Annotated in this window: 13 protein-coding genes; all 13 read left to right on the top strand. The window is 49.6% G+C overall.

Going from position 1 to position 11,978, the window contains the following annotated elements:
* Positions 1-3: 3 nt before the first annotated feature.
* The 13 genes from ACNA6I_RS20600 (at position 4) to atpE (ending at position 11,946) form a co-directional block, all read left to right on the top strand.
* Positions 4-1,503, top strand: coding sequence for a tagaturonate reductase (locus ACNA6I_RS20600; RefSeq protein ID WP_416314099.1), 1,500 nt, complete (start codon positions 4-6; stop codon positions 1,501-1,503).
* A gap of 133 nt (positions 1,504-1,636) precedes the next feature.
* Positions 1,637-2,182 (top strand): manganese efflux pump MntP family protein, encoded by a 546-nt coding sequence (locus tag ACNA6I_RS20595; RefSeq protein ID WP_079514545.1) that lies wholly within the window; start codon positions 1,637-1,639, stop codon positions 2,180-2,182.
* A 1,147-nt stretch (positions 2,183-3,329) separates the two neighbouring features.
* Positions 3,330-3,773, top strand: coding sequence for a low molecular weight protein arginine phosphatase (locus tag ACNA6I_RS20590; RefSeq protein WP_048004858.1), 444 nt, complete (start codon positions 3,330-3,332; stop codon positions 3,771-3,773).
* Positions 3,774-3,794: 21 nt separating this feature from the next.
* Positions 3,795-5,084 carry a methyl-accepting chemotaxis protein gene (locus ACNA6I_RS20585; RefSeq protein WP_048004859.1) on the top strand — a complete coding sequence of 430 codons (1,290 nt, stop codon included), beginning with the start codon at positions 3,795-3,797 and terminating at the stop codon, positions 5,082-5,084.
* Between the two features lie 119 nt (positions 5,085-5,203).
* Complete coding sequence (gene rpiB / locus ACNA6I_RS20580; RefSeq protein ID WP_048004860.1) at positions 5,204-5,644, top strand: ribose 5-phosphate isomerase B; 441 nt, start codon at positions 5,204-5,206, stop codon at positions 5,642-5,644.
* Positions 5,645-5,656: 12 nt separating this feature from the next.
* A complete protein-coding gene (locus ACNA6I_RS20575; protein ID WP_416314098.1) occupies positions 5,657-6,199 on the top strand; it encodes a TIGR01440 family protein in 543 nt (180 codons plus the stop codon).
* A 187-nt stretch (positions 6,200-6,386) separates the two neighbouring features.
* On the top strand, positions 6,387-7,628 hold the full coding sequence (gene glyA / locus ACNA6I_RS20570) for a serine hydroxymethyltransferase (protein ID WP_048015285.1): 1,242 nt from the start codon (positions 6,387-6,389) through the stop codon (positions 7,626-7,628).
* A gap of 199 nt (positions 7,629-7,827) precedes the next feature.
* Positions 7,828-8,457: a uracil phosphoribosyltransferase gene (gene upp, locus ACNA6I_RS20565; protein ID WP_048004863.1), complete on the top strand. Its 630-nt coding sequence runs from the start codon at positions 7,828-7,830 to the stop codon at positions 8,455-8,457.
* 17 nt (positions 8,458-8,474) lie between these two features.
* On the top strand, positions 8,475-9,626 hold the full coding sequence (wecB, locus tag ACNA6I_RS20560; RefSeq protein ID WP_416314205.1) for a non-hydrolyzing UDP-N-acetylglucosamine 2-epimerase: 1,152 nt from the start codon (positions 8,475-8,477) through the stop codon (positions 9,624-9,626).
* Between the two features lie 698 nt (positions 9,627-10,324).
* Positions 10,325-10,546, top strand: a complete 222-nt coding sequence (locus tag ACNA6I_RS20555) for an AtpZ/AtpI family protein (protein ID WP_048014181.1) — start codon at positions 10,325-10,327, stop codon at positions 10,544-10,546.
* A gap of 5 nt (positions 10,547-10,551) precedes the next feature.
* Positions 10,552-10,926 carry an ATP synthase subunit I gene (locus ACNA6I_RS20550; RefSeq protein WP_048014182.1) on the top strand — a complete coding sequence of 125 codons (375 nt, stop codon included), beginning with the start codon at positions 10,552-10,554 and terminating at the stop codon, positions 10,924-10,926.
* Positions 10,927-10,948: 22 nt separating this feature from the next.
* A complete protein-coding gene (atpB, locus tag ACNA6I_RS20545) occupies positions 10,949-11,662 on the top strand; it encodes a F0F1 ATP synthase subunit A (protein WP_079514291.1) in 714 nt (237 codons plus the stop codon).
* A 71-nt stretch (positions 11,663-11,733) separates the two neighbouring features.
* A complete protein-coding gene (gene atpE, locus ACNA6I_RS20540; protein ID WP_048014184.1) occupies positions 11,734-11,946 on the top strand; it encodes a F0F1 ATP synthase subunit C in 213 nt (70 codons plus the stop codon).
* The last annotated feature ends 32 nt before the right edge of the window (positions 11,947-11,978 follow it).

The raw sequence follows: 11,978 nt of genomic DNA, 5'->3' as shown, positions 1-11,978 counted from the left end.
TGTATGAAGCTTAGTAAAGAAGTACCCACCAGCTCATCCTATCGGCATCTTCCGGCCAAGGTCCTGCAGATCGGGGAAGGGAATTTCCTAAGGGGATTCATCGATTGGATGATCCAGGAGATGAATAAACAGGGCGTCTTCAACGGCTCCATCATCGCCGTGCAGCCGACGCCCCACGGGAAGGTTCTGCCGAAGCTCGCCGCCCAGGATTATCTGTACACGGCGGTCTTGAGGGGGCGCAAGAATGGCGAGACCGTGGATTATCATGAAGTCATCTCCTCCATCAGCGGAGGCATCAATCCCTATTCCGATTGGCCGGCCATGAAGCAGGCGGTGGAATCCGCAGACCTCCAAATCATCGTGTCCAATACGACGGAGGCAGGCATCGTCTACCAGGAGGAGCAGTATGACGGTGATGCTTCGCCCCTTTCGTATCCCGGGAAGCTGGCGGCCCTGTTGCACCATCGGTTCACGTATTACGAGGGGGCAGGGGATAAAGGGTTATACATCCTGCCGTGTGAATTAATTGAAGACAACGGCAAGAAGCTGAAATCCATCGTGCACAAGGTAGCGGAAGACTGGGGATATTCAGAAGCCTTTTTTGAATGGCTAGACCACTCGAATGTATTCTGCGACACGCTGGTCGACCGGATCGTCACCGGGTTCCCGCGGGGTCAGGAAGCCGAGTACAAAGAACGCCTCGGCTATGATGATGAGCTCATTACGGTCGGCGAACCGTATCATCTGTTCGCCATCGATGCGGATGAACGATTCAAGGAAATCTTCCCCCTCCACAAAGCCGGCCTCAATGTAAAGTGGGGTGGAGTGAAGGAACAGCGTGACCTGAAGGTGGGACTCCTCAACGGTCCCCATACCCTCATGACACCCGTCGGATACCTGGCGGGGGCTGACACAGTCCTGGACGTGATGACCACCCCTTCCCTCCGCTCCTTCGTAGAGCAGGGATTCCTGGACATACAGGAGGCCCTTCCAATGGAAGAGGAGGTGAAAAAGGCGTTTACTTCAGGAGTCGTGGACCGCTTCCTGAACCCTTATAATAAGCATTTCCTACTCGATATCGGAATGAACTCCTTTTTCAAATACACATCGAGGCTTTTGCCCCGCTTGAAGACCCATGCCGAGCGTGGGGACCTCCCGGAAACATTGGTCCTTGCCCTTGCTGCACTGCTCGTGTACTACAAGCCGGTTCGCACCACGGAAAAAGGACTGATAGCCGAGAGAGGCGAGGAGGAGTATGAGACGCGGGAAAACCCCGTTGTAAACGCTCTCGCTCTTGATACATGGCAGGCCATTGAAGAGGGCAGGATCACTATTCTTTCTGCCGTCCGTTCCATCCTCAGCCGTGAGGACATCTGGGGAGAAGACCTTGACGCAATGGATGGGCTCGCAGAACGGGTGACCGCTCATATCGAAACGATCCTGATCGAAGGGATGGACGTGGCCGTCAAGAAAGTGGCTGGGAGTGGTTCGGTGAAATCGTAGGATGGTAAAGGAAAAGACGCTCATTTGCAGGGCGTCTTTTTTGTGTTTCAGCCAAACACTCTCGTCTAATTCTCCCCGGACATGCATACATTTCTCTATAGGCATGTCCGGGGGAGGAATTGTGAGAATGACAATGATCGGAGAATTGGTGACACTAATGCTGATGGCCTTTGCACTTGGGATGGATGCGTTCTCGATTGGCATCGGGATGGGGATGTTCCAACTGAGGTTAAGGCAGATCCTATATATCGGTATCGTGGTGGGCATTTTCCACGTATGGATGCCGCTGCTCGGGATGATGACGGGGAAGTTCCTTTCCAACACGTTCGGTACATTTGCTACATATGCAGGAGGCATCCTCTTGATTGTTCTTGGGATCCAGATGTTCCTCTCTAGCTTCAAGGAGGAGGAAACAACGCTCGTTTCCCCCGTAGGATTCGGTCTCGTCCTTTTTGCACTCAGCGTCAGTCTCGACAGCTTCTCTGTCGGACTGAGCCTCGGGATCTTCGGCGCAAGAACCGTTGCCGCAGTCGCCTGTTTCGGTTTTGCCGCCACCGTCCTTACATGGGCCGGCCTTCTCATAGGAAGGCGATTCCAAGGAGTCCTAGGCACCTACAGCGAAGCACTTGGCGGAAGCATCCTGTTCTTATTCGGGATCAAGCTGCTTCTTCCTTTTTGAAGTCCCTGTTTGGGGCTTTTTCTTTTTGGTAGCTTGATAGGGTGAATGCCGCTGCGGTCGGCCGCTTTCCTGTGGGGAGGCGGTTCTTCGGCTATCGCCTGCAGGATCTCAACCTTGCCTCTGATCCACGCTGGAGTTCGCTGCCTTCCGCTTCATTGCAAAAGTTGGAGGATATAAGTTTCGCGTTCTGTAGAGAGGAAAGGATTGGCTGGAAGTAGATTTATATTTTCAAATGGCAAAGAGGTGAATCTCTTGATGGTGACAGGGTGTGTGGATTCTGGGATAGTTCGTTTCATTTCGCTCCGGGCGGCCGCTTTCCTGCGGGGAGGCAGTTGAGCCGCTTCGGCTATCGTCTGCAGGGTCTCAACCTTGCCTCTGATCCACGCTGGAGTCGGCCGCCCTCCGCTTCATTGCACTCTTTAGAGGGCATTAGCGTCAGTATCTTATCAACACTGATTCCAGTTTAAAATCTTTATTCAAAGAGTGAAATCCATCCTTGGAGTCTTAACCTCTTTCTAAATAAGAGCAAGGTGGTTGGCTCCCAAACGCATCAAAAATCTTAAACCATTCTCTTGAAGAATCAAAGCCCACTCTCTACCAAGTAGTGAAGTGAAGCGGAGGCAGCCTGACTCCAGCGGGAAAAGAGGAAAGGTCGAGACCCCGCAAGAATGAGGAGGCTCGGCTTCCTCCCCGTGGAAAGCAGGCGGCCGCAGTGAAACGGAACGTCCCGTCTGCGGCCGTCATGAATAAGAACAAAATTCAGAAGCAACCAACAGGTAACAAAAGGGGAGCGATCAATCATCAAAAACTCCAATGGATGCAATGGCCCTATCATGAATCATAAAAAATAGCTCATGAAAAAGTACAATCCTCCTCTCCACCAAGAAGTGAAGTGAAGCGGAGGCCACCTGACTCCAACGGGAAAAGAGGAAAGGTCGAGACCCCGCAAGAATGAGGAGGCTCGACTTCCTCCCCGTGGAAAGCAGGCGGCCGCAGCGAAACGAAACGTCCCATCTACGGCTTACGGCTCCCATGAAGAAAAACTACATTTCCACCTCCACCATGAAACGCTCCAACCGAATAAGCATGAATGCTCTTTGTCCAAAATGGAAATTAATTTATAATAGGTAAGAAGGAGGATGATCCAATGAATATTCTATTTATCTGCACAGGCAACACCTGCCGAAGCCCCATGGCTGAAGCAATCCTTAAGCATAACAACCACCAAGGAATCCAAGTGAAATCCGCAGGCGTTTTCGCCATGGACGGAGCAGATGCCTCAATTCAAGCTAAAGAAGTGCTGAAAGAGAACGATATAATACATAAGCACCAATCCAGCTCCATCACACGTGAAAAACTGGACTGGGCTTCATATATTTTCACCATGACACAGGGCCATAAATGGGCGATCGTAGATCAATATCCCCATATCGCCGATAAGATCTTCACGCTGAAGGAATACGTACTCGAGGACCCGGAAGACCTTGATGTTTCCGATCCGTATGGAGGCAGCGTTGAGATCTACCGGCATACATATAATGAACTGGATTCCTTGATCGGTCAGTTAATGGACAAACTGGAGCGTGAGTGAAGCAGACAGGGAGAGAGAAGGATGGCTAAAGGGAAAGGCTCCAAAAAAGGTCTCAGGAAGAAGATTGTACTATTCACCACACTTCTGGCAATCATCACGTATACGACGAGTGCCGCGTTCATTTATTTCATCAAACCGACATTCGCATCCGATGTAAGTGATTTCTGGTTTACCCTCGCTACACTAGGAATGGGGATCTTCTGGTCGGGGTTCCTTGCGTATCTTGCAGCAGGATATATCGATAAGCCTCTGCAACGACTGGAACAAGCGGCGTTGAAAGCGGCGGATGGTGACATTTCCACAGAAGTGGAACTGTCGAAATCCGATGATGAGATCCGCTCCCTCGGGGTGGCGTATAACAAGATGCTTCATAACCTGCGGGAAATGGTGGCGAACATCGACGAGAATTTCAGCAAGACCAATACGTATGTACAGGAGCTTTCCGACGCGTCCGAACTTGCGTCCACCCAGGCTAATTCCGTTTCCAGGACAATCAGCGAAATCTCTGCTGGAGCAGAAAGTTCGGCAGCGGCCATCCAGACAACGGCGGAATCCGTTGAAGATGTCATCCGCATCGCACAGGAAGTACAGGATCATTCCAAATCCTCTGAAAAGCTGTCTGAAACCATGGTGGCAGAATTGAACGAGAGCAAGGAGGTCATCCATTCACTGGTGGAAGGAATCAATCGATTGGCGACGGGGAATGAATCGTCCCTTGAGGCCGTGAAGCGACTCGAGGGCCACGCCCGGGAAGTCGAGCAGATCATCCAGCTCGTGGGGGACATCGCCAACCAGACGAATCTTCTTGCTCTGAATGCATCCATTGAGGCGGCAAGGGCCGGGGAACACGGTAAGGGATTTGCGGTTGTTGCAGAGGAAGTCCGTAACCTTGCTGATGAAAGCGGGAAAGCGGTCCAGGGAATATCCGGATTGATCCAAAACATCCAGACCGAGGTCGGGCTGGTAGTCGGTAAGATCACAGATCAAGTGACCACCGCGAACAGGGAAGCGGATAAAGGTGAACAGACGAACCGCGTCATCCAGAATATGACCAAAAGCATCCATGAAGTCGTGGATTCCGTCAAGACGATCTCTGTCCTCGTGGACGATCAGATGAAGAGCATCCAGCTCACGTCCAACCAGTCGCAGGAAGTCGCGGCGATCGCAGAAGAAACATCTGCCGGAGCGGAAGAAGTGTCTGAAGCAACGAATGAGCAGGCGGGCGTCATGAAGAACGTGGAAGAACTCGCCCATCAATTGAAATCACAGGCGGAGTCACTCAAAGGAACCATTACAAAATTCCATCTATGATCCAAAAAGCACGGGGGTTCCCGTGCTTTTCCCGTTAAACGAAAAAAACAATTCAATTCCTTTATATAATGGGGTGCCTGTGGCAAAATAGAAGGAAAGAGTGAATTGGGGGATGACAGATGAAGATCGCAATTGCATCCGATCACGGCGGTGTGAATATCCGTGAAGAAATAAAATCATTGATGGATGAGCTTGGCCTTCAGTATGAAGACTTCGGCTGCGAATGCGGCACATCCGTGGATTATCCGGATTATGCGCTGCCGGTTGCCGAAAAAGTGGCCAATGGTGAATTCGATCGAGGGATCCTCATCTGCGGAACCGGTATCGGAATGAGTATTTCTGCGAATAAAGTGAAAGGGATTCGCTGTGCCCTCGTACACGACGTGTTCAGTGCAAAAGCGACCCGTGAGCATAATGACAGCAACATCCTTGCCATGGGTGAACGCGTCATCGGACCTGGGCTTGCGCGTGAAATCGCCAAAACCTGGCTCCAGACCGAATTCGAAGGTGGCAGGCATTCAAACCGCATCGGGAAGATCACTAGCTACGAAGAGAAGTGAGGAGAGGTCATCATGGATCACATCCAACTGAAGCAAGCCTTTCAGACCATTCTTCAGGAGTTTCATGATCAGGTTCCACTCAGAAAAGGACAGGTCCTCGTCATCGGCTGCTCCACCTCCGAGGTAATGGGGGAAAAGATCGGGACCGCAGGGACCATTGATACGGCTGAATTGATTTATGAAGAGCTGAGGAAGTACGCAGATCAATCAGGCGTATCCCTTGCCTTTCAATGCTGTGAACACTTGAACCGGGCAATTGTCATCGAACGTGAAACAGCCGAGGCAAAAGGTCTTGATGAAGTCACGGTCGTACCGGTGAGGAAAGCAGGAGGCGCCATGGCCACCCATGCTTATCATCGCTTTCAGGATCCTGTCATTGTGGAACATATCAAGGCCGATGCAGGCATTGATATCGGTGATACCTTCATCGGCATGCATTTGAAGCATGTGGCCGTTCCTGTGCGGGTCAGCGTGCGCAGTCTCGGACATGCCCACGTCACCCTGGCAAGGACCCGCCCTAAATTGATCGGTGGAAACCGTGCGGTCTATGAGTGAAAAGCACCCTTTGTCGGGTGTTTTTTTTATGTGCAAAGGCCCTTGTATGTAGGAGGGTTTTTGTGTAAAACCGAACATTTTTAATAAATGCTTCTTTTTATTTCGCTTTTAGCTCAATCATGTTAGAATGTGATTGAATGAATCAAAGCCCGGTAGAAACGGGTCCATGAATTGAAGGAGGATACGTATGAGTAAGATTGCCAAGCAAGATCCGGAACTTTATGCATCGATTCAAGAAGAATTGGAACGTCAGCGTACTAAGATCGAGTTGATCGCGTCAGAGAACTTTGTCAGTGAAGCAGTCATGGAAGCCCAAGGCTCCGTGTTGACGAATAAGTACGCAGAAGGATATCCAGGCCGTCGCTATTATGGTGGATGCGAGCATGTCGATGTGGCTGAAAACCTCGCCCGCGACCGTGCAAAAGAACTCTTCGGCGCAGAACACGTCAATGTTCAGCCTCACTCAGGTGCCCAGGCCAACATGGCAGTTTACTTTACCATCCTCGAACAGGGAGACACAGTCCTTGGTATGAACCTGTCCCATGGGGGTCACCTCACTCACGGCAGTCCGGTGAACTTCAGCGGGGTTCAATACAACTTCGTGGAGTACGGTGTAGATGAAGAGAATCAATTGATCAATTATGAAGATGTACGTCAGAAAGCTCTTGAGCATAAGCCGAAGCTCATCGTAGCCGGAGCGAGTGCATACCCGCGCAAGATCGATTTCGCTAAGTTCCGTGAAATCGCGGATGAGGTCGGTGCTTACCTCATGGTGGACATGGCTCATATCGCCGGTCTTGTTGCAGCAGGACTTCACCAGAACCCAGTACCATATTCCGATTTCGTTACGACAACGACTCATAAAACGCTTCGCGGTCCACGCGGCGGTATGATCCTGTGCAAAGAAGAATTCGCGAAGAAAATCGACAAATCCATTTTCCCTGGTATCCAAGGCGGTCCTTTGATGCATGTCATCGCGGCAAAAGCGGTGGCATTCGGTGAGGCGCTGCAGGATTCTTTTAAAGAATACGCTCAAAACATCATTGATAACGCAGCCCGTCTTGGGGAAGGCCTTACGAAAGAAGGAATCAACCTTGTTTCCGGCGGTTCTGATAATCATCTTCTCCTGATCGACCTGCGCTCATTGAGCCTGACAGGAAAAGTAGCTGAGAAGGTACTTGATGATATCGGCATCACCGTGAATAAGAATACCATCCCGTTCGATCCGGAAAGCCCGTTCGTTACAAGCGGTATCCGTATCGGTACAGCAGCCGTTACATCCAGGGGCTTCGGCGCAGGAGAGATGGACGAGATCGCTTCGATCATCGCCCTTACACTGAAAAACCATGAGGATGAAACGAAACTGGAAGAAGCACGCAAGCGTGTAACGGATCTCACCAGCCGATTCGAATTATATCCGGAGCAATAATGTGCAAGCCCCTTTGATCGTCATGGTCGGGGGGTTTTTTGCTGGACTGATAGAATAAAAGAACATGTAGAATATGTAACGATTCCATTACACCCTGAATCCCGTGTTGCTCTTCAAATCGCTTTTATGTACAATTATCAGAGGTGTAAAGGAAGTCTACCGCTTATTTACATAAATCAAACTTAAAGGAGAGAGTCGAGTGGGAAAAGTATACGTATTTGATCATCCATTGATCCAACATAAGTTAACATTCATCCGTGATAAAGAAACGGGTACAAAGGAATTCCGCGAGCTGGTGGATGAGGTTGCCACACTCATGGCGTTCGAAATCACACGCGACCTGCCCCTTGAAGATATCGAGGTTCAAACTCCGGTAAGCCCTGCACAGGCGAAGACGCTGGCAGGAAAGAAACTGGGGATCGTTCCGATCCTGCGTGCCGGATTGGGTATGGTTGACGGTATCCTGAAGCTGATCCCTGCAGCCAAAGTAGGTCACGTCGGCCTTTACCGCGACCCTGAAACCCTGAAACCGATTGAATACTATGTGAAACTCCCAAGTGACGTAGAAGAGCGCGATTTCATCCTCGTCGATCCAATGCTTGCAACGGGCGGATCTGCCGTAGAGGCAATCAACTCCCTTAAGAAGCGCGGTGCCCAAAGCATTCGTTTCATGTGCCTTGTCGCATGTCCTGAAGGGGTCGAAGCAATCAAGGAAGCACATCCTGATGTGGATATCTACATTGCGGCCCTTGATGAGAAGTTGAACGAAAAAGGCTATATCGTACCGGGTCTAGGTGACGCAGGCGACCGTCTGTACGGAACGAAATAAGAAGGGTGATGAAATCATTGGCGAATCCGATCAAGGTTATGACCATTTTCGGGACAAGGCCGGAAGCCATCAAGATGGCTCCCCTTGTCCTTGAACTGAAGAAGTATCCGGAAAGCTTTGAAACAATCGTGACGGTTACCGCCCAGCATCGTCAAATGCTGGATCAGGTCATGTCGATCTTCGATATCAGTCCTGACCATGACCTGAACATCATGAAGGACCGGCAAACATTGATTGACGTCACGACCAGAGGCCTCGAAGGACTGGATCGTGTCATGAAAGAAGCCAAGCCCGATATCGTTCTTGTGCACGGTGATACGACAACCACCTTTGTGGCGAGTCTTGCAGCCTATTATAATCAGATTGCCGTCGGACACGTCGAAGCCGGTCTTCGTACCTGGAACAAGTACTCACCTTTCCCGGAGGAGATGAATCGCCAGCTGACTGGTGTCATGGCTGATCTCCACTTCTCTCCGACGGACAAATCGGCGCGGAATCTTCTGGAAGAGAACAAGAAGGAAGAGAGTATCTTCATCACAGGGAATACGGCCATTGACGCACTGAAGACAACAGTCAAAGAAGATTATCACCATGAGGTACTTGATCGAATCGGATCAGATCGCCTCGTATTGTTGACAGCGCATCGCCGGGAAAACCTGGGGCAGCCGATGAGGAATATGTTCCGGGCCATCAAGCGCCTGGTGGAAGAACAGGAAGATATCCAAGTGGTGTATCCGGTCCACTTGAATCCCGCCGTACGTGAAGTGGCGGATGAAGTGTTGGGCCGGGATCCCCGTATCCATCTGATCGAACCACTTGATGTTATCGACTTCCACAACTTCGCCTCCAGGGCCCATTTGATCCTCACCGATTCAGGTGGGGTTCAAGAGGAAGCCCCATCCCTTGGGGTGCCGGTCCTCGTGCTTCGTGATACGACGGAGCGGCCGGAAGGAATCGAAGCAGGTACGCTGAAGCTCGCCGGGAATGATGAAGAGAACATTTACAAGCTCGCCCATGAACTTCTCACCGATCCTGAAGCGCACAGCTCCATGTCCAAAGCGGCCAACCCGTATGGAGACGGACTGGCTTCATACCGGATTGCCCAAGCGATCCGCTATCACTTCGGTCATCTGGAAGATCGACCAGACTCATTCTCTCCAAATGAATGACTATAATATAGAAGGTACACGCTTGCATGCGTGTACCTTTTTCCTTTTTCACAAAAAATAGGCACAAACCAGTAGTTTCCTCTTTTGTCTCAACGGAATCTGTGGTATCTTAATGCTCGGGTAGTTTGCTCAGTGGTGAGCAATGTTGAGTGAAATGAATAGTTAAGTAGGATAAATGAATACATAGTGAATGATTTTTGTTGATGTGAATAGCCTCGGGAGGAGAGTCCCTCCGTATTTCTATGGTGTCCAGCTCCGGCGGGTTGACCCTCGAGGTCATAAGTCAAGAATGCCAAAAAGGCCAAGAGCGCCTTTCCGGCATTCTCGCCTTATGCTTGTCGGGTCAGAACGACCCACCTCCGCATTTCTTGGTGTCCAGCTCCAGGGGCTTGAGGCTCGAGGTCATAAGTCAAAGACATCAAAAAGGCCAAGAGCGCCTTTCCGATGTCTCCGCCTTATGCTTGTCGCCTCAGAACAAGCCCCTTCCGCTTTTCTTATTTTGTGTTTAAAATGTGAACAATATTGGAACACTAGGATAGGTTGTGGACTTTTTACTTTGTACGCATTGACATTGATTTTACCCTATTGTATGCTTACAAAGGATATAGAATGGTAAGGTTTTCACAAAAACTTCCACAGAATGAAAACGGTTTTATATCTATGTTTTTCCACTATAATTCCTGTGTGGGGATGACACTATGCGTCAACCAAATCGACGCCCGTATCAAGGGGTGGCCTTGTATTCTGCCATTCTGTCTCAGCTGGTTGGTTCCATGTTAATCGGGATCTTCGGGGGGAGATGGCTGGATGGATTATGGGACACCGCACCACTATTCTTAATCATTGGACTGCTTCTCGGGTTAACAACAGGAATCTACACCATGCTTCGCACAGTCCAACATTTCTTTTCGGGAGATTAATGTCAATGCCAGAACTTCAAGAGCTGTTTAACAGGCATCGGAAGTACATACTTTTCCTCCTTTCCTTTTACGTCCTCGGTTGGGGTTTCACTTCCTATCAGTCTATTTTCCTTGGACTCATCTTAGGGACAAGCGTAAGTCTGTTCAGTCACTGGCTGATCATGAGGAGAACGTTGCGCTTCGGGGATGCCGTCGTGGCAGGGCAGAAGGTCCGGTCATTAGGTACATTTTCAAGGATGGCAGGTGCTGCATTCGTGGCGATCATCGCGATTAAGTATCCTGAATATTTCCATTTCTTGAGCGCGGTCATTGGATTAATGACAATTTATATTGTTATTATGATAGATTATTTTATTCAGCAGCTGCAACCACATAAATAGCGGGGAAGAGAGGTGAATTTCATTGCAACATGAAAATCCTACAGCTGAATTTTTGGGCCTTACATTCAACCTGGCGAACGTATTGATGATGACGGTGGCGACCGTGATCGTGTTCCTGATCGCCGTGTTATGTACCCGCAGACTGGCGCTAAAGCCAACGGGCGCCCAGAACTTCATGGAATGGGTTATGGATTTTGTGAAGAACATCGTGAAGAGTAATATGGACTGGAAGACTGGAGGTCGCTTCCATCTGTTGGGTCTTACTCTCCTCATGTACATTTTTGTATCAAATATGCTTGGCCTTCCGTTTTCGGTCGTGATCGACCATAAACTCTGGTGGAAATCTCCAACAGCCGATCCGGTCGTTACGATGACACTGGCCGTAATGGTTGTTGTGTTGACTCACTACTACGCCATCAAGATGAAAGGCTTCAGTGAGTATGGTAAAGACTTCTTCAGACCGATGGGTTTCTTATTCCCGCTTAAGATCATTGAAGAATTTGCGAACACCCTAACATTAGGTCTTCGTCTTTACGGAAACATCTACGCCGGTGAGATCCTGCTTTCATTATTGATCACAGGGCTCGCTCACCAGGGAATCGGCGGCTTTATCGGAGCCATCATCCCGACGCTTGCCTGGCAAGGATTCTCGGTTTTCGTCGGATCCATCCAGTCATTCATTTTCGTTATGTTAACGATGGTCTATATGTCTCATAAAGTTAGTCATGACCATTAATATATACCCTGTTCTTATTGAACAAAACAAATCAAATTTAGATTTCTATACATTAAAGGAGGAAAATTAGAATGGGTCTTTTAGCAGCAGCAATTGCAATCGGATTAGCAGCACTAGGTGCAGGTATTGGTAACGGTCTTATCGTGTCACGTACAGTAGAGGGGATCGCTCGTCAACCGGAAGCTCGCGGTATGCTTCAAACTACTATGTTCATCGGGGTTGCATTGGTTGAGGCGATTCCTATCATCGCGACAGTTATCGCGTTCATGGTATTGGGTCGATAATAATAGTTTCAGATGGCGAAGATCATTCGATG

It is taken from the genome of Rossellomorea sp. FS2 (genome assembly GCF_047915635.1).
GTDB classification, from domain to species: domain Bacteria; phylum Bacillota; class Bacilli; order Bacillales; family Bacillaceae_B; genus Rossellomorea; species Rossellomorea marisflavi_A.
The sequence above is the reverse complement of the archived record's forward strand: the minus strand, read 5'-3'. Positions and strand labels throughout refer to the sequence as shown.

Bases quoted from the DNA above. Each gene is read 5' to 3' on its own strand.
- ACNA6I_RS20595 (WP_079514545.1), top strand. From the start codon at position 1,637: ATGATCGGAGAATTGGTGACACTAATGCTGATGGCCTTTGCACTTGGG.
- ACNA6I_RS20550 (WP_048014182.1), top strand. From the start codon at position 10,552: ATGCCAGAACTTCAAGAGCTGTTTAACAGGCATCGGAAGTACATACTT.
- ACNA6I_RS20555 (WP_048014181.1), top strand. From the start codon at position 10,325: ATGCGTCAACCAAATCGACGCCCGTATCAAGGGGTGGCCTTGTATTCT.
- glyA (WP_048015285.1), top strand. From the start codon at position 6,387: ATGAGTAAGATTGCCAAGCAAGATCCGGAACTTTATGCATCGATTCAA.
- ACNA6I_RS20600 (WP_416314099.1), top strand. From the start codon at position 4: ATGAAGCTTAGTAAAGAAGTACCCACCAGCTCATCCTATCGGCATCTT.
- ACNA6I_RS20585 (WP_048004859.1), top strand. From the start codon at position 3,795: ATGGCTAAAGGGAAAGGCTCCAAAAAAGGTCTCAGGAAGAAGATTGTA.
- atpE (WP_048014184.1), top strand. From the start codon at position 11,734: ATGGGTCTTTTAGCAGCAGCAATTGCAATCGGATTAGCAGCACTAGGT.
- ACNA6I_RS20590 (WP_048004858.1), top strand. From the start codon at position 3,330: ATGAATATTCTATTTATCTGCACAGGCAACACCTGCCGAAGCCCCATG.
- ACNA6I_RS20575 (WP_416314098.1), top strand. From the start codon at position 5,657: ATGGATCACATCCAACTGAAGCAAGCCTTTCAGACCATTCTTCAGGAG.
- rpiB (WP_048004860.1), top strand. From the start codon at position 5,204: ATGAAGATCGCAATTGCATCCGATCACGGCGGTGTGAATATCCGTGAA.